The sequence below is a fragment of the Amycolatopsis alba DSM 44262 genome (assembly GCF_000384215.1).
GTDB lineage: Bacteria > Actinomycetota > Actinomycetes > Mycobacteriales > Pseudonocardiaceae > Amycolatopsis > Amycolatopsis alba.
The window spans coordinates 3,863,995-3,881,023 of record NZ_KB913032.1 but is presented as its reverse complement, the minus strand read 5'-3'; the positions used below and the strand labels follow the sequence as shown (position 1 = coordinate 3,881,023).

General features: G+C 68.6%; 14 protein-coding genes. 6 read left to right on the top strand and 8 right to left on the bottom strand.

The window, feature by feature from the left end:
- Positions 1-36 precede the first annotated feature (36 nt).
- From AMYAL_RS0118410 to AMYAL_RS0118380, 7 genes are all read right to left on the bottom strand, one after another.
- Entirely contained in the window at positions 37-4,185 is a 4,149-nt protein-coding gene (locus AMYAL_RS0118410) for a LamG domain-containing protein (protein ID WP_143267915.1), read from the bottom strand.
- A gap of 182 nt (positions 4,186-4,367) precedes the next feature.
- Positions 4,368-4,769 (bottom strand): immunity 7 family protein, encoded by a 402-nt coding sequence (locus tag AMYAL_RS0118405; RefSeq protein ID WP_020632776.1) that lies wholly within the window; start codon positions 4,767-4,769, stop codon positions 4,368-4,370.
- A 38-nt stretch (positions 4,770-4,807) separates the two neighbouring features.
- Positions 4,808-5,347 carry a DUF2716 domain-containing protein gene (locus AMYAL_RS0118400; protein WP_020632775.1) on the bottom strand — a complete coding sequence of 180 codons (540 nt, stop codon included), beginning with the start codon at positions 5,345-5,347 and terminating at the stop codon, positions 4,808-4,810.
- Between the two features lie 187 nt (positions 5,348-5,534).
- Entirely contained in the window at positions 5,535-6,143 is a 609-nt protein-coding gene (locus AMYAL_RS0118395; RefSeq protein ID WP_020632774.1) for a hypothetical protein, read from the bottom strand.
- Positions 6,144-6,218: 75 nt separating this feature from the next.
- Positions 6,219-6,725, bottom strand: coding sequence for a hypothetical protein (locus AMYAL_RS0118390; RefSeq protein WP_020632773.1), 507 nt, complete (start codon positions 6,723-6,725; stop codon positions 6,219-6,221).
- Positions 6,726-6,794: 69 nt separating this feature from the next.
- Complete coding sequence (locus AMYAL_RS0118385; protein ID WP_020632772.1) at positions 6,795-7,094, bottom strand: helix-turn-helix domain-containing protein; 300 nt, start codon at positions 7,092-7,094, stop codon at positions 6,795-6,797.
- A gap of 5 nt (positions 7,095-7,099) precedes the next feature.
- Entirely contained in the window at positions 7,100-7,453 is a 354-nt protein-coding gene (locus AMYAL_RS0118380; RefSeq protein ID WP_039794047.1) for a type II toxin-antitoxin system RelE/ParE family toxin, read from the bottom strand.
- Between the two features lie 240 nt (positions 7,454-7,693).
- Between AMYAL_RS0118380 and AMYAL_RS0118375 the strand changes: the two genes are divergently transcribed.
- From AMYAL_RS0118375 to AMYAL_RS0118350, 6 genes are all read left to right on the top strand, one after another.
- The gene (locus AMYAL_RS0118375) at positions 7,694-8,878 is read left to right on the top strand and encodes a flagellar basal body-associated FliL family protein (RefSeq protein WP_020632770.1); all 1,185 of its coding nucleotides are present in this window, start codon (positions 7,694-7,696) and stop codon (positions 8,876-8,878) included.
- A gap of 142 nt (positions 8,879-9,020) precedes the next feature.
- Positions 9,021-10,337 carry a flagellar basal body-associated FliL family protein gene (locus AMYAL_RS0118370; RefSeq protein WP_020632769.1) on the top strand — a complete coding sequence of 439 codons (1,317 nt, stop codon included), beginning with the start codon at positions 9,021-9,023 and terminating at the stop codon, positions 10,335-10,337.
- Between the two features lie 3 nt (positions 10,338-10,340).
- Positions 10,341-11,684 carry a class I SAM-dependent methyltransferase gene (locus AMYAL_RS0118365; protein WP_020632768.1) on the top strand — a complete coding sequence of 448 codons (1,344 nt, stop codon included), beginning with the start codon at positions 10,341-10,343 and terminating at the stop codon, positions 11,682-11,684.
- Positions 11,681-13,582 carry a glycosyltransferase family 4 protein gene (locus AMYAL_RS0118360; protein ID WP_020632767.1) on the top strand — a complete coding sequence of 634 codons (1,902 nt, stop codon included), beginning with the start codon at positions 11,681-11,683 and terminating at the stop codon, positions 13,580-13,582. The genes AMYAL_RS0118365 and AMYAL_RS0118360 overlap by 4 nt, the downstream gene beginning before the upstream one ends.
- Positions 13,575-14,114, top strand: a complete 540-nt coding sequence (locus AMYAL_RS0118355) for a hypothetical protein (RefSeq protein WP_245192948.1) — start codon at positions 13,575-13,577, stop codon at positions 14,112-14,114. Before AMYAL_RS0118360 ends, AMYAL_RS0118355 begins: the two co-directional genes overlap by 8 nt.
- The gene (locus AMYAL_RS0118350) at positions 14,111-15,880 is read left to right on the top strand and encodes a glycosyltransferase family protein (RefSeq protein ID WP_020632765.1); all 1,770 of its coding nucleotides are present in this window, start codon (positions 14,111-14,113) and stop codon (positions 15,878-15,880) included. Before AMYAL_RS0118355 ends, AMYAL_RS0118350 begins: the two co-directional genes overlap by 4 nt.
- A 273-nt stretch (positions 15,881-16,153) precedes the next feature.
- Here AMYAL_RS0118350 and AMYAL_RS0118340 read toward each other — a convergent pair whose 3' ends face one another.
- Positions 16,154-16,897, bottom strand: a complete 744-nt coding sequence (locus AMYAL_RS0118340) for a Crp/Fnr family transcriptional regulator (RefSeq protein WP_020632764.1) — start codon at positions 16,895-16,897, stop codon at positions 16,154-16,156.
- Between the last annotated feature and the right edge of the window lie 132 nt (positions 16,898-17,029).

Here is a 17,029-nt window from a genome sequence, read left to right as displayed (position 1 = left end):
TTCAGATGGAGCGTCTGCCGAGCCGGAGGGGAAGAATCAGGGGTGGTCGAGGATCATGTCCGCGGCGATGCGTTGCGCGTCGAGCACACCGGTGTAGACGCGAACTCCGCGGACATCGCCGTACCAGAAATCGGATTTGTATCCGTCCCAGATACCCCGTCCGATCAGGAAACTCGCGATATCGCTGTTGCCTGCCCAGCCCGCGACGCCAGTCCGGCACACGGGTTGAAATTGCCGCTCGTCGGTCTCCGCATAGAGGCAGGCCACATCGGTGACCGCGTCGTAGGTTCCGGTCAAATGCGTCCACGTGTTCTCGTCGACGCTTTCCGACGTGACCCCGATCGCCGGAGTCGGCTGCCCAGCGGTGGCGGACGGCGAACTGGCCAGCCAGCTCCACTTGCCGTACCAGTTGCCTGCCGCGTCCTTGGACGGCCTGTACCCCAGAAGGAAAGGCGAGAACTTCGGATCGTTCAGCGCGACAGCGGCTCGGGTGGCATCGTCTCCGCCCACGCTGTTCGCAGGACTGCGAAGCTTGGCGTCCTGGACGTCCTCCGGAGTCCACTTGTGCTTCACCCAGGCTTCGACGGTGAAGCTCCGGTCGGCCCGAAGTGCGGGCGGGCGCGGCCCCTCGATCGACCCGCTCCAGGACTTGTCGAACTTCGCGACGTTGACGCCGTTGTCGTTGACCATGGCCGCGCCGCCCGAGACGACACCGGCCGCGCCGGTGACTCCGTCGGCGGTGCTGCCGTCGAGCTGGTAGTTGGCCCGGAGCACAGCGGTGTTGGCCAGATCGGCGGTCTCAGCGGCGGGGAGCGCCCGGTCCCAGACCTGAACCTGGTCGATGCTGCCCTTGAAGTACGGCGACGGATGGCCCTGCCACCGCACCTGCCCGACGGCGAAGCCGCCGGCCGCGGTCCAGGTGGTCCCTGCGGGAATGGCTGTCTGCCCTTCAAGAACACCGTTCACGTAGATCAGCGCTTTGGCCGTGGAAGAGTCGTAGACGCCGGTCAAATGTGTCCAGACACCCGCCTGCGGGACGCTGGTGGAGGACGCCCACCGATACTTGTCCGTATCGTCGTCTGCGGCCGAAAGCCCCATGATCCACCGGTTCACGTCCGGGGAGTAGCGCAACTGGAAGGCACTGGAGCGGGTGCCGTCTTGTCCGGCCACGACGTAGTAACCGTTGGTGTCGGCCAGTTTCACCCACGCCGAAACGGTGAAGCTCTGCGCGGTGTCGATCACCGGTGTCTTCGTCTGCCCGTATCCGGGGCCGTCGCTGACGAAAGCCTGGCCGGACGACAGTCCGACCTTGCTCTCCGTGGCGGATTGTCCGGCGGAGTCGCTGTAGCCGGTGGCATACCCCGAGCCAGGAGCGAAAGTGAGGGCGCCGTCTTTTCCGGTCGCGTCCGCCGTGCTGCTCTCGAACGCGTACTCGCGGGTGGCCGAAAGACCGGTCGGAACGCCGTTGTTTCCGTGCAGCGAAGACACTTCCGCAGCGGTCAGCGCACGGTCGAAGAGCACGGCCTCATCGAGTTTCCCGGAGTACAGGTTTGCCCGCACACCGCCGGATTTCCCGCCGCCCACGACCAACGGTCCCGAGCTGCCGGAACCGGTGGCGCTGACCGTGGCTTGTGCTTGCCCGTTGACGTAGAGCGTCGCCGTTTTCGCGGTGGCGTCGTAAACACCCGTGAGATGTGTCCACGCGCCCTCGGTCGGAGCAGCGGTGGAGAAGGCGGAACTTTGCGCCGGGTTGGCCTGGGCCGAGTCGGCGATGCTGAAGGCCCACTTGCCGGATTCGTGGTACTGCAAGGCGAAACCGCTGCTCTGGCTGCCGTCCTGGGAAAGCACGACCCGCCTGCTGGTCAGGCCTGTGGGATTCACCCAAGCGGAAGCCGAGAAGGACTTCGTCGTGTCCAGCACCTGCGCACCGGTCGCGAAGTAGTCGCCTGCCTGGCCCGACATGGCCGCGCCTTCACCGATCTTGCCGTCGGTGAACGCTCCCCTGCCCTCACCGACGTAACGCAGGCCGGTCGCCTGGGAAGCGCCGTTGCCTTCGAACTGCCAAGACGCGAGAGGCGCTGTGACGTCGCGGACGCTGAAGTTGTAGTCGACCCTGGTCGACGGTGTCTTCGCCCGGTTGCACGACCAGACGCTCAGGACGTGCGCCCCCTTCGTCTGTGGGGCGATGGCGGCGGTCACGGGGCCGCTGTACGCGGCGGGTTTGACCGTGCCGGGCTCGGTCCCGTTGCAGGTGGGCGGCGCGGTGTTGTCGAGCTTCCACACATAGCTTCCGACCGAGGTCGGGGTGTTGGCCACCGAGAAGGTGAAGTCACCCGCCCGGCCGGGGCCACCTCCGAAGCTGCCACTCGGATACGTCTGGGACGACACCGACGGGGCGGCGGGAGCGGAGAGTTGGACTTCGACTTCGCAAGCGCCCGCCCAACTGGTTTCCCGGCCGTCGGTGACGTGCGCGTCGAAGGAGTAGATCCCGTCCGCGGGCATCGAGTCCATGAACAGAGTCGCCTGAGCGTTGCGATTGGCGACGTTCGAGTCGCTCAAGACGTTGTCGACAACGGCCTCACGGTTGTCCCAGAAGTAGTTCCCGGTACTCACCCAGCCCTTGTAGACACGGAAACCGGTCCAGAGCATGCCGCCGTCCGGGTCCTGGACGTTCGCCTTGACCACGTAACCGGTGCTGGTGCGACCGAGCACCGGGCGGACCCACGGCTGGCCAGGGGCGGGCAGGCCACAGGGATAGGTCGCAGTCCCGTTGACGATGGCGAGGTTGGCAGGCGACTTCGGAAGCGAGTTGTAGGTGATCGAGAAACCGACCTGAGGGGAATACTTCTTCCAGGTCTTCTGATCGTTCTCGTTGGGCGAGAGGATGCCGAAGGTGAAGGTCGCCCCACCGCCTCCCACCAGGTCCTTGACGGCTGGTAAGACGTCGAAACCGACGTTGGTCGGGCAGCCACTCACGCGTCCGAGCCACCGGCCCTGTGCCGGGCCGCTCCCGAACTTCAGTCCAGGACCGATCGGATTGGTCAGAACCACCTCGTTGTAGCTGGTGCAATCGTTCGGGTTGGTCACCGCCAGGTTCAGTTGCGCGCTGTAGATCAGCTTCCCGGCCAGTCCCCCGAGGTTCATTTCCACAAAGGAGCGCGCGGTGACGAGGTGCCCCGCGCAGCTCGCCTGGGAGTCGTAGATGTACCCGACCTTGAGCTGGTCGGCCGAGTCCCAGACCGCGTCGCCCGGCGTCTTCGAAGCGCCGCAGGCGTGCTGGACCAGGTAGTGGTTACGGCCGCAGTTGGAGCAGTAGTTCGTCTGCCAGGTCGGGTCGACGTAAACCGGGTAGGCGGCGTTCGCCAGCAGGTCGGCGTCAGGCGTGAGGAGCAGCGACTTACCCGAGATCTCGGTCGACACCTTGGCCTGGCGACCGCCCGTCCCCGGACCGCGGACGAAGTCCGTCGCGTCGGGTTCGACTCCCGACGAGTCCCACATCAAGGGCGCCTTGGCCAGGAAGACGTCGGCTCCCTTGGCGTCCTTGACCCGGAGCGCGCCGTCCTCGTCCTTGGTGAGCTTGCCGTTCTTCACCGGCAGGCCCAGCTTGATCTTCGCGATGGCCGGGTTCTTCGCCGCCTCCGGCGTCTTGATCACGACGACCTCGTGAACCTTGTCCACGTCGACCTCGACCTTGAGGTCGACGCCGGGAAGCACGTCGGGGTAGGTGGCGGTGGCACCCGAGACGATCGGCTGGGGAAGCACCCCTGGCCAGTCGAGCCCCACCGAGGTGCCCCTGGCGCTCAACTGCAGCAGCGGTGCGGCTCCCGCGGTCTGGACATCCCCGCGCCGACCTGCGGAAAGCGCGATATCGGCCATCGCGGCCTTCGGGGACAGCGCCCCGCTCGGGCCAGGGCTCAGCGTGGAGTCCGCGGGAACCCAGTCACCGTCACGAGAGACCCGGACCGGCCGGGTGGTCTGCGTCTGAGTCAGGGAGCCGTCCGGGTTGGCGACGGTTTCCGAACGCTCGGAGGTCAGGTCGTCGACCCGGACCTTCTTCTGGCCCTGCTTGGCGAATTTCGTCGCGGCCGCGGTGTCGGGCGCGGAATTCGGCACCGCCGACGGCACCGGGGAAGCGCTTTCCTCTGGAGATGCGAAAGCCGTGGCCGGGAGTACCCCGAAAGCCACGGCCACCACGATGCTGACAACACCGAGACGCGATCTCAGACGCGACGATCTCACGGCGATTCCCCCTCGTTCCGCGGGGATGTGCCGCCCGCGCCCAGGTGAACTCTGTCCTATTCGGACGGCTGGGGAAAGCAGCCGAACAGCGTAATTCGATCACCCGCGAAACAGCAGGCAGAGGGGCTTTAGATCTCGTAGCCGTCGAGCACGGTCGGCGCGACCGGGGACAGGTGGTCGTCGGCGCGTTCGGTGACCAGGCCGCGGGCCATGCGGTACACCTTGAACTCGTTGTCGTGCTCGGGATCCTGGTCGTCCCAGACGTGCAGGAGGCCGTAGGAGCCGGGCGCGAGGTCGCCGACGCGGGTGAACAGGTCCACCAGCTCGGTCGCGATCGCCGTGCCGTGCTTGTCCATGCCGCCCAGATGCAGCACCGGCACCCCGGCGGCCCAGCGCAGGTCCACCAGATCGCCGTCGTCGAAGTCGCGGACGGCGCGGTGCACCCGCTCGACGATGCGCTCGAGCAGCGCCGCGTCATCGTCGCCGGAAGGGCTCGCTTGGATGGTCACCCACCCGTGGTATTCGAACACCAGCCTCAGTTTAGGCAGGTCCGCTGGCCGGACGGCGGTCAGCCCGCCATCACCGACGGCGCCCCGTCACGACGCAGCGGGTTCTTGAACACCTGTTCGCCATGCTTCTCGAAGGCGGGTACGAGCTTCTCGCCGTAGACGCACAAGGTCCGTTCCCAAGGGTGCCCGAGCGTGCCGAAGCGGAAGTCGTTCGCCAGGAACATGTGATAGTCCGTGCGCGGGAACACCGGGACCGGCCACGGGTCGAGCGCGGCGTGCCGATGCGGGTAGAAGCGATACGACTGGTGCTGCCAGTGCAGCACCCAGACCCACTCGTCCTCGGCGACGCAGTCCTTCAGCGCCGAGAGCGCGACACGGGCGACGTCGTTCTGCTCGACGGCATACGGGCCGAGCCGGAATTCGGCCGACGCGCGGTCGAGCCCGCCGGGCGCGAGATCCCACGCGACGGACGGCGCGGGTTCACGGAAACCCGGCCAGGCGTGGGCGTAGGTACTCGGCCAGAACGCGAGCTTGTCGTAGACCCAGTACCAAGCGGGCTCATCTGCGACCCTGGAGATGGCTTCCCAAGCGTTGTTCACGAGCGACCCTCGGTGGTTCGGCCGGTTAAGACTGGGAAAGCTTCGTGTTCGGGACCCGAGTTGTCCAGCTCGTGGGCATACTCCGTGAAACTGTCACCTGATCAGGTGTCTTGCGCCGTCGCTGGAACCATGAGAATGACGGTGCGTGAACGGCGAGCCCACGGGAAGCGGGCTCGCCGTCGTTCGATCATGCGGCCGCCTCCCAAAGGCTCATGAAGGCCGACGCCTCACTCCGGACCCACGGCTTCACCTTGTCGCGGTCGCGCGGCGACAGCGCGAACTCCTTCGACCGCCGGACGTCGATCACCAGCGGGCGACCGCCGGGCCGCAGGTCGTCCATCGTCTGTTCGAGCAGCCACAGCACCATCTGCGCCGCGTCCCGGCTCAGCGGCTCCTCCTTGAAGTAGAGCCAGGTCGCGTGGACGGGACCGTCGCCCTTGCGCAGGCCGAGGTGCGGATTGATCCCCACTTCGAGCGAGCCGAGCCGCCATCGCGCCCGGCCGACCTCGGCCAGCCGCAGGTCACGCCGCCCCACGTAGCGCAGCCAGCCGTTGGCGATCTCGCTGTAGTGCGGCCGCGTGCGCTCGTCCGCGTTCTCGACCAGCGCCCGCATCACCTCGCGATCCCGCCCGGAGATCCGGCCGGCCCGGATCGCGTTCGCGGCGCGGAGGTAGAAGTTGAACCCGCCCCTGGCCGGATCCTCGTACTGGCGCCGCCAACGCCGGACGAACGAGGAACGCGAGGGACCCGAGCTCGTGCTGTACCCCACGAACGTGGGCAGGGTGATGTAGGCCATCCGTGTCTGCCTTTCGCCGCTGTTCCTGCTGGACAAGGTCCATTTTAGAACACATGTACGACAGAAAACGGGGCTTTACGGGTGACGTGCGGCAGGAGGCCAAGGTCCTTCGAGCAGCTCGACCGCCTCTTCGAGGATCGGCACTTCGCAGACGTCCCTCGGGGTGAGGTCGGTCGGGATCCAGCTGTCGAGCATCGCCGACCAGCGCGTGATCCCCCGCAGCGAAGGCGGGGATCCGAGCAGCTCGCCGACCTCGCTGACCAGTGCGCCACCGGCCGCGGGCGAGAGGCGGCCTTCGACCATCGCGGTGAGCCAGCCGCGGATCAGCGACCAGCGGGCGGCCGTCGGGTCGGCGGGCAGTTCGAGCCCGAGCTCTTCGACGACCTGGCCGAACGCCTTGTCGACGGCGTCTTCGGACGAAGACTCGAGCCCGGCGAGCAGGGCGAGGGAAGGGGTGTCCAGTCCGGCGACGATCGCGTCCAGAGCGGCTTCGACCAGGTGGGCGGTGCGGACGTCACGTCCGGCGAGCCTGCCGATGGCCAGCTCGCGCAGCGCGCCGAGACACGCGTCGATTTCCGTCACCCGATGCTTCCCACGTCCGTCACCGTACCGGCGGGACCGGGCGGCCGCCTCTGACCAGCCGAAAGAGCATCACACCGTGGACAGCCGCGGAACGATGCGAACGTCGAGTTCGGCTTCGAGGGCATGGGCCAGCCGTTCCAGCACCGGAATGGTCGGAACGGTTCCGCCCGCCTCGAACCGCGCGACGGCCGACTGAGTCATCCCCGCCTCGGTGGCGAGCCTCGCCTGGGACCAGCCGCGCGCCTCCCGCATTTCGCGCACCGTCCCACCCAGGGCGTAGGCCAGTTTTGCGGCCTCGTACGCGTCAGAGGCACCCGGCTCGGCCATCCGCCGCTCGCGAAGCAGCCTCCAGTCGGTCCGTTCCGCCATCGTTCTCACTCCCCACCGTGCTCATCAGTCGTATGCCTTCGAGCGACACATCGCCACATCGCCTTCCGCGCCCGGCGCACCTCACGCTCTTCGCGCATCCGGGTCTTCCGGAACTCGGTCAGCAACACGATTCGCCTGCCGGACGCGATCCAGTAGGTGATCCGCACGGCCTCACCGTCCAGATGGAACCGCAATTCCCGCAGCTTGCCGTCGAGTTGTCGCGTGTACGGCTCGCCCAACAGCGGCCCCTGCTCAGCGAGCAGGTCCACATAGAAGGCCACTGTCGCGAAGTGCGCCGTGGACAAACTCTCCAGCCAGTCGCGAACCTCCGGCTCCAGTTCCACGGTACCCCAAGTCATAGCTTTGATGCTATATATGCAGCTGGAGGCACTCTTGGGTGATCCTTTTGCGCTTCCGCAAACGAGATTCCCGTCGCCGAGGGACAACTGGTCGAGTTCGACGTCATCACCGTCGCCCGAAGCCGCAAGATCGGTGCTGGACCAGGCCGTGAGCGCACGCGAGAATGTCGAAAGACCACATCAACCACCCATAAGGGTGCATGCAACACTGGCTGCCCACACCCGGCGGCAGGGGGCTAAATGAGCTGGCAGGACGAGCTTCGGCAGCTGGACGTCGAGCTGGCCGCGGGTCGCATCGGGCACGCCGAACACCGCCGGAAGCGCGACGAACTCCTGGCGGAGGCCTCCGGCGGGACGATGCCGTCGCCGGTCCCGTCACCGCTGCGGCGCCCCGGCGGGGAGTGGCACAGCGCCAATCCCGCCGCGCGGCCGGTCGAGCAGCCGACCGTCGCGATCCAGCAGCCCCAGCCGTACCAACAACCCCAGCCGTACCAACAGCCTCAGCCGTTCCAGCAGACGCAGCCGATTTACCCGCCGCCGGTGACCGTCGAGCAGCCGAAGCCGCGCGAAGAGAAGAAGCGCGCCATCCCGCGCATCGAGGACCACAAGACCACCGCGCCCTCGCCCGCCGACATCAATCCGACGGTGTACCTGCGCGCCGAGCCGCCGGTCAAGGACAAGCCGTCGACCCGCCAGCTGAACAGTCCGCTCCCATCACTGGCACCCGAACCCGGTCCGCGCCACAACCCGCCCGCCGAGGATTACGCTGTCGCCGGAAAAGGCAAGCCGACCTGGCTGTTCGTCGCCGCCGGTGTGCTGGTCGTGCTGGCGCTGATCATCGGCGGGACGCTGTGGCTGGGCTCGTCGCCGTCTTCGAACGTCGCCGAGCAGCCGCCCACGCCGAGTGTGGCCCTTCCGCCGGACGGGCTCACGCCGTCGGGTCGGCCCAACAGTGCCCAGACGCCGCTGGAGGACCGCCTGCCCGCGCTGCCGGGGACACCGTCGAAGGACAACTCGACGATGTCGGTCGCGAAGGGTGTCGAGCTCAACCTCTACTCGAAGGCGGCGGGCGACTACCTCGCGTCGAAGAACGTCGCATCGGTCACCTACAAGGGTTCGAACGAAGGTGCGAACGGCTACCTCGTCCTGGTGATCCCGGCGAACGACGCGAAGGACGCCGCCTCGATCGTCGGCTACTTCCGGGAAAACTCGATCAACGCCGGATTGCGCGAGCAGCGCGTCGGCGATCGCCTCGCCCTCGTCGGCGCGAACAAGAACGGCCAGCTCAGTGGCACCGGTTACGTCTCCGGGACGATGGCCGTGACGACCTGGGTCTCGCAGCCGCTCGGCGGCGACCCGCAGGCGCTCGACACCCGTCTGGAGCAGACGCTGACCTCGTTGGACACCGTTCTGCCGGCGGGCTGAGAAGCCCAGGTCGCGGAGAGATCACGATTCGACCCGCGAGGGCGCTCCGAGTCCGGGCAGTGCAGAATGTGCGAGGTCACCGCAGTGGTGGTATCGCGACGGCCGGGAGTGGTCTCCCGCCGGAAATCGGATAAGGGGGCCGGTGGTGTCCTGGCAGGAAGAGCTGCGCAATCTGGACGAAGAGCTCGCATCTGGACGGCTCTCCGCGGACGATTACCGGCTTCGCCGTGACCAGGTCCTGTCATCGGCGGTCGCGTACGGCGACCCGGCCCAGCAGCAGGTCCAGCAGCCCGGCCAACAGCCGCAGCAGCAGCCCTTCCAGCAGCAGCCGCCGCCTCAGCAGCCACAGCAGCAGACCGGCCAGCCCAACAGCGCCGACTCGACCCAGATCATCGCGCCGGTGAACCAGCCGCCGCAGAACGGCGAGGGCGAGCGCACGCAGGTCGTCCCGAACTGGCAGCAACAGCAGGCCGACCCGAACCGCACCCAGGTCGTGCCGCCGATGGCGTCGCCGGCCGGCGGTTTCCCGCAGCAGGGCCAGGCGTCGCCGGCGGGTGGCTTCCCCCAGCAGGGCCAGTCCTCGCCCGCGGGCGGGTTCCCGCAGCAGCAACAGCAGGGTTACCAGCAGCCGCAGCAGCAGGGCTGGACCGACACCGACGCCAGCCCGCCGTGGGGTGGTTCGGACTTCCCGCCGATCTCGCCGGTCGGCAGCACGGAATGGGTCAAACAGGGCCCCGAGCTGTTCGAAGACAAGCCCAAGGGCAAGGGCGGCAAGATCGCCATCATCGCGATCGTGGCCGTCCTGGTCCTCGCCGGTCTGGGCGTCGGCGGCTACTTCGCCTTCTCCGGCGGCGGTGACACCCCGTCGGACCCGACGGCCGCGCCGCAGTCGAACCAGCCGCCGGCTCCCCCGACGTCGTCGGCCAAGCCGAAGACGCCCGAAGAGCTTCTGTTCGAGAAGATCCCGGAGCAGTCCGGCGAAGAGGACTCGAAGAGCGGCGCGATCCCGGCGGCCCAGCTCGCCGCGATCACCGGCATGGAGAAGGCCGAGGCGGATCTGGTCATCGCCGCCGGCGTGAAGCAGGTCGCGTACCGGGGCTCGCAGAAGCAGCCGGACGAGACCGGTCCGCAGCCGGCGAAGATCTCGGTCACGGTCATCCCGCTGACCAGCCCCGGTGCCGCCGGTGACCTGGTCAAGCAGCTGCGCCAGTACCAGACCAGCAACGGTTTCGTGCAGATCACCGAGCCGCTGCCGGGTATGCCGCCGAAGCTGAACTTCCAGAAGAAGATCGACGGTGACAAGGGCGATTACCGCGGCACCTGGATCAGCGGCAACAACATCGTCCGGGTCGACATCCTGCAGAACCCGCTCGGCGGGGAAGACGGCGAGAAGGCGCTGAGCGGCACGTACCAGCGTGCGGTGAAGAAGACGCTGGAAAACTACGCCGTCACCAGCTGATCCATGACCGCCGAGACGGCACGGCTGCTCACGACGCTGCTTTCCCTGGCCGAGGACACCGGTTCACTGTCCGACGAGCTGCACTTCGCCGGCTGGGACGCCACCGAACGTGTTCCGCTCGACCACGGCGCCGCGAACGTCCTCCGGGCGCTCGTGCTGCCGAAGGCGGCGCGGGTGCTGGAGGTCGGTGCCGGTTTCGGTGGCCTGACGCGGTACCTGGGCGAGGTCTCGGCGTCGGTGCACGCCGTCGAGGCCGATCCGGTCCGTGCCGCCGCGGTGCGGTTCCGCACCCGCGACCTCGGCACCGTGACGGTGCACGACAGGCTGGTCACCGAGACTTACGACCTCGTCGTCGTCCAGCAGCCGTACGCGACGCGGAACCTGCTGGACTGGGTTCGCGAGCGGTTGTCGCCGACGGGTGCCGTCGTGGTGCTGACGGCTTCGCGCGGTGTCACCAGGACACTCACCGCTGCCGGTCTCGAAGTGCAGCGTGAGCTGCTCTGTTCCCCTGGCCACGAGGTCGCCCGCGCCGTGCGCGGTGCGCAGATCGACACCGAACTGCCCCGCCTGTCCGCCGCGATCGCCGACGGTCCCGCGAACGGCCTCGCCCTGCTCTGCGGTCCCGGCGCCGCCGCGCTCTGGCCCCCGTACCGGCTCGCGACCTACTTCAACACCGCCGAGCGCGCCGCGTTCGCCTGCACGCGCGCCGACGTCGTCCGCACCGGGGAAGGTGCCGAAGTCCGTCGTGCGCCGCTGGTCGCGTCGTCGCCGGTCGCCGGGATCTCGGTCGGACCATGCGCGGACAAGGTGTACGACGCCCCGACGATGGTCGAAGTGCTGCTCGACGAGCCGGAGCGGGTCGCGGAACTGCTCACCGGCTGGCGGGATCTGGTCCGCGCGGAGGCCTCGCGCGGGGCCGAGGGACTGTGGGATCTGGTGCCGCACAACGTTCTCGTCGACGGCGCGACGCTGCGTCCGATCGACCTCGAGTGGCGGAACGCGGGCGCCGGGGTGTCCGAAGTGGTCGAGCGCGGCGTGCTCGTGCTGGCCGACAAACTCGCCGACGCGGGCTGGTCCGCCGCCGCGGAGGGCGGCTCGATGCGCGATCTGGCCGGTTGGCTCGGCGTGCTGATCGGCCTCCATCCCTCCTTTGTGGACAGTGCTTTGGCGCGTGAGGCCGCCTTCTCGGCGATCGCCTCGTGCGGTACCGCGTACGGCACGGACGAAGTGCGCGAGGCCATCGCCGAGATTTGGCGAAAACGCCTGGCGAGAACCGTCCACGAGTACCGTTCAACGAAGGTCGGCGCCGGTGTGGCGGCGAACGAAGACGAGGTAGCGAAGCGATGACGAGCCTGCATACCGCCGGCATCCTGACCCCGGACCGGCCGGTCGGGCACCTGTTCGAGCTCCGGGGCTGGACGACCGGGATCAGCCGGATCGACGAGATGTCCGTGACCGTCGCGGACGTCGAGGCGAACCTGTTCCCCGAGCCGTGCCCTGGCGCGCCCGAAGGCACTTTCGGCTGGCGTGCGGTTCCGGCCACCTGGGTTCCCGCCGGCGTCCAGGACATCGTCGTCACCGGCCCGGACGAGCGTGTGCTGAACCAGGCGACCGTCCACGTCGGAACGCTGCCGGGCGAAGAACCGCTGTGGCTGGGCGAAGTCGAAGCGCCGAAGCAGGGCAAGGTCGCCGAAGGACACGTCGTCTACGTGACGGGTTGGGCGTTGCTTCAGGGCCGCGCGCCGAGCCTGATCGAGGTCATGGTCGAGGGCGGCGGCACGGTCAGCGCGCGCACCCGCTTGCCGCGCAAGGACGTCCCCAAGGAATTCCCCGGATTCGACGACGCCGCGGTGAGCGGCTTCGAGGCCTGGGTGCCCGTCGACCTCCCGTACGGCGAAGAGCGGACGCTGTCGCTTCGCGTCCGGTACCGCACCGAAGGCGTCGGCGAGGTCGTGTCGGCGAAGCGCACTTTCACGCTTCGCAACCCCGACGCCGACCTGGACGACGCCGAACTCGCCGACGAACTGGCCGGTGACACCGCCCGAGCGATGGCGCGCGTGAACATCCCGACCGATCCGAAGCACGTGCTGGTGTTCACGCACAGCCTCGGCGTCGGCGGCGGGCAGCTGTGGCTGCAGGAACTGCTGAGCCGGATGGTGACCGACCACGGCTGGCAGGTCAGCCTGGTCAGTGAAACCGACGGCCCGCTGCGCGCGGACTGCCACGAACTCGGCATCCCCGTCCACGTCACGACGCATTACCGGAACCAGACCGTGCCCGCCTACGAAGGCCACGTCGCCGAGCTGGCGCGCTTCGCGAAGTGCTCCGGAGCGGGCGTCGCGCTCGTCAACACTCTCGGCGGCTTTGTCGGCGCGGACGCGGCGAAGCGGGCCGGGATGCCGACGGCGTGGGTCATCCACGAGAGCTTCTCGCTGCCCGCGTTCGCCTACCAGAACTGGGGTCCGGTGAAACCGCCCGCCGCGGTCTGGAAGCGTTGGGAGAGCACGCTCGGCGAGGTCGACAGGCTGCTGTTCGTCGCGGACGCGACACGCGAGATGTTCCTCCCGTACAGCAAGCCGGAACGCTGCCGGACCGTCCGTTACGGCACGCCGATGCACAAGTTCGGCGGCCGGACGCGGTCGGAGACCCGGCGGCAGGCGCGGAACATGCTCGGCTACACGCCGGACGACATCGTGCTGGTCAACATCGGCATCGCGGAATCCCGCAAGGGGCAGGCGCCGCTGATCTCGGCGATGGAGCGGATCCACAAGATCCACCCCGAGGCGAAGCTGTCGATCGTCGGCCTGCACCCGTCGCCGTACGGGCTGGCGATGGAGGAGTCCGTCGAGCGCGCCGGGCTGGAGAAGTCGGTCAGCCTGGTGCCGATCCAGCCGGATCCGCTGCGCTGGCTGCAGGCCGCGGACATCTTCGTGAACAGCTCCGACATCGAGTCGCTGCCGCGGTCGATCCTCGAAGCCGTCTGCTGTGGCGTGCCGGTCGCGGCGACCGACGTGTTCGGCGCGCGGGAGATGATCGTCGACGGCGAGACGGGCTGGCTGTTCGAGACCAACGACGTCGACGCGCTGACAGCCGCGTTGCTGCGCGCGCTGGGCACTACGGCCACGCGCCGCCGTGAGATGGCGAAGGCCGCGCACGAGAAGCTGCTGCCGTGGCTCGATCCGGCGGGCTACGCGCGTGAGTACTCCGAGATCCTGACCGAACTGAGTGGGGGCGTTCATGTCTGACACCGACATTCCCGGCCGTGTCCAGGCCGAGCTGACCCGGCTCCGGGCCGAGCGGCAGGTTTTCACCGCCGAGCAAGACCGGCTGAAGGCGAAACTCGCCGACACCGAGCACGAGCTGCGCGAGGCGACCGCCGCCGCGCCGAACGAAGGCGAGTCCGCCGAGGTGAACCAGAAGGTCGCTTCGCAGCAAGAAGAACTCGATGTCGCGAAGGCGCGCCTGCAGGCGCTGGAGGCCGAGGTCCTGCTCGCCCACCAGCAGCGTGACTCGTTGCGCACGGAGCTGAAGACCTGCCGCGAGGAGCGCGACAAGCTGCGGCTCGCGCTGCTCGACGCCGAACTCGTGGTGTCGGCGGGTGTCGTCGACGCGGACCTCCTGCCCGGCGGTGAGCCGTCGGCCGACCGGCAGCGTCTGCTCAACGCCGAACGTCTCGCCGCCGAGATGGCCAGGGAACTCGACGCCACGCGCCGCACCGTCAGCTGGCGGGTCACCGCGCCGCTGCGCGTCGTGCGGAAGAAGATGGACCGGCCGTGACCGAACTCTGCTTCGTCTCGGCCGAGGGCGGTTCCGCCTTCATGGAGGAACTCCTGGAGGTGGTCGCCGACGCCGTGCGCACGGCGGGCGGCAAGGCCAGGACCGCGATCGGCAAGTACCCCGAGGCCGGGGGCGACACGGTGTACGTCGTCGTCCCGCACGAGTATTTCGTGGTCGTCCCGGACGGTGACTTCCCGACCGCCGAACAGTGCCGCCGCACCATCGGGTTCTGTGTGGAGCATCCGGGGACGGCGACCTTCGAACGCAACGCGGAACTGCTGTCCATCCTGGGCGGCGCCGTCGACATCAATACCGATTCGACCGCCGAACTGCGGCGGCGAGGGATCGCCGTCGAGCATTTCCAGCTCGGGTACAGCCCGCTGTGGGATCTGTGGGGCGGCGACCTCGACAGTCCGCGCGACCTCGACGTCACCTACCTCGGCACGGCCGAGCGGCGGCGTTCGGTACTGCTCGGCTCGTACGCGCGGGACCTCGCCGGGCTGCGGACGCGGCTGCTGACCCCGCCGCACGAGCCGATGACCGGCGCCCGCGTCGACTTCCTGCCCGGCAAGGCGAAGTTCGAGCACCTCGCGCGGTCGCGGTTCCTGCTGAACCTGCACCGCGAGCAGAAGCAGACCCTGGAGTGGGTGCGCACGCTCGAAGCGATGACCAACGGCTGTGTCGTGGTCAGCGAGACCTCCGCCGACGTCGAACCGCTGGTCCCCGGTGAGCACCTGGTGCTCGCGCGGCCCGAGGCGCTGGGCTCGGTCGTCGCCGCGCTGGCCGACGAGCCCGAACGCGAACGGCACCTGCGTTCGGCCGCCTACGGTTTCGTGAAGTCGCTGGACATGACGGCGTCCGCGCGGCGGCTGATCGACCTGGCGGCTTCGCTGGGTTCGGCACCGGCCGCGGACATCGCCCCGGCGCGGGCGCTGGCGTCGAGCCTGCGGAACCCCGAGAACGCGCTGGCCGTGGACACGCCGTCGTTCGACGCGCGGTTCGCGGGCGACCGGTCCGCCGCCGGCCCGGCTTCGGCACGCGGGACGGCGTTGTCGGCACGGATCGCCCAGCGGGCGGCGGGCGCGCGACGGGTCGCCACGCGACGCTGGGAGACAGCGACGGCTTCGTCGCCGGGCACCGCCGACGTCGACGTGCTGATCGTGCGCCGGACCGGCGAAGTCGACCCGGACGACCTCGCGAACGACCTGCTCACCGGCAGTGTGACGCCGCGGAAGGTGCTCGTCGGCGAGGACGGTGTGCACCCTTGGCCGCGTCCGCGCCCGTACGACGTCCTGCTGCACGACACGCCGCTCGGCCGCGGGCTCACCCGGAACACGCTGCTGGAGCGTTCGACGGCGTCCTGGCTGCTGGTGCTCGACGGCGGGATGCGCGCTTCGGAGTTCCTGCTGGAGCGTCTGCTGGCCGCTTCGGAGGGTGCCGACGTCGTGCACTGCCCGGTCGCGGATCCGGTGGACGGCCTGGTAGGCGCGTTGCCGCCGGAGGAACGGCGGCTGCGGACGCTGCCGTACCTCGGCAGCGGCTATCTCGTGCGGCGGTCGCTGGTCGACGAGTTCGGCGGGTGGAACTCCGAGGTACTGTTCGAAGGGCTGGAGGATCACCTGTTCTGGCGACGGGTGGCCTCGGCGGCCCGGCCGACGACGCTGGTGCAGCAGGTGCTGCTGCGACGGCTGCGGCCGGATCCGGACTCGCGGCCGATGGACCTCGACCCGCATCGGGTGTGGGCGGCGGTCGGCAGCGCGCTGTAGATCACCTCCAGTGGGCATGGCGTTAGTCCGAAAGTGTGAGTTGGGCCGTGTCGGTGAACGACCTCCCCCGGTGATGCGCCTTAGGGGCAGAGCATCGGAACCTTGCCGGACGAGGAGGAACAGCCATGGCCTGGGAAATCGCCCTGGTCGCCGCGCTGGCCGTCGTATTCGTCATACGGCTCGCGCTTCAGCTGAAGCGCGGCTGACACCCGTCTTGCGCACCCCGCGGCGCAGTGAATGAGGCGGACGGGGCTTTCGTGAGGAAAGCCCCGTTCACCCCATCGCGATTCGCCGTCCGATCCGCATCTGCGGAATCCGCCGCGGCAGGGCGGCGGGAGAGACGGGCGGGGAAAGCGGCGGGCCGTCTTCGCGCATTCGCTTCTTGACGTGGATCGTCTTGTACCCGGTGGCCAAATAACCTTCGGTCTTCAATTTCGCCATCTCGGCGTTGACCGACGCGGGCGAAGCGCCGATCGCGGAGGCGATGTCCGTGTGGTTCAGTCCCACGTCGATGACCACGCCGCCTTCACAGGGAGTCCCGTAGAGCACCTGCAACCTGGTCAGATACGCGGTCAGCCTGCTCCGGACCTTGGCCGTCGCGAAGCCCAGCGCGACGTTCCGCAGCCGCAGCCGGACGGCCAGCTCGGCGGTGATCAGCGCCATCGCCTGCTTGTCGTCGTCGAGAAAGCCGTGAAAGGCGTTCTGCGGGATCTCCAGCACGCGGACCGGTTTCGTGGCGACGTACGAGAGGTGACTCGACTGCCTGGCCAGGCAGTCCTCGACGCCGAGGACGTCACCGGTGCCGAGCAGGTCCACGATCATCGGCGACGTGTCGCCCTGGGCCGCGCGCAGCGCCTTCACGAAGCCGGACCGCAGGATCAGCACCGGCGACGACGGATCGCCCTGGTTGAGCAGGGTCGTGCCCGCCGGATAGTCCACGTGCTTGCCGAGTTCGAGCAGCCGCTGGCGCTGCCGTTCGGTGACCGCCGCCAGGAAATCCCCGCTCTGTGCCGTCAATAGTAACTCCCGGTGAGAGAAGAAAAGCGCGTCGAGTTCTTGCCCGGCAGAGTGAGAATCACGTCAGGTAGGTGACACGCCACGCGTCGTTCAGCCGGAGACTAGTGCTCAGTGGCATCGCGAGAAAGCAAC

What these genes read in the sequence shown, in the direction of transcription:
- AMYAL_RS0118380 (WP_039794047.1), bottom strand. Translation starts at nt 7,453, where the DNA reads ATGACTTGGGGTACCGTGGAACTGGAGCCGGAGGTTCGCGACTGGCTG.
- AMYAL_RS0118365 (WP_020632768.1), top strand. Translation starts at nt 10,341, where the DNA reads ATGACCGCCGAGACGGCACGGCTGCTCACGACGCTGCTTTCCCTGGCC.
- AMYAL_RS0118395 (WP_020632774.1), bottom strand. Translation starts at nt 6,143, where the DNA reads ATGGCCTACATCACCCTGCCCACGTTCGTGGGGTACAGCACGAGCTCG.
- AMYAL_RS0118385 (WP_020632772.1), bottom strand. Translation starts at nt 7,094, where the DNA reads ATGGCGGAACGGACCGACTGGAGGCTGCTTCGCGAGCGGCGGATGGCC.
- AMYAL_RS0118375 (WP_020632770.1), top strand. Translation starts at nt 7,694, where the DNA reads ATGAGCTGGCAGGACGAGCTTCGGCAGCTGGACGTCGAGCTGGCCGCG.
- AMYAL_RS0118355 (WP_245192948.1), top strand. Translation starts at nt 13,575, where the DNA reads ATGTCTGACACCGACATTCCCGGCCGTGTCCAGGCCGAGCTGACCCGG.
- AMYAL_RS0118360 (WP_020632767.1), top strand. Translation starts at nt 11,681, where the DNA reads ATGACGAGCCTGCATACCGCCGGCATCCTGACCCCGGACCGGCCGGTC.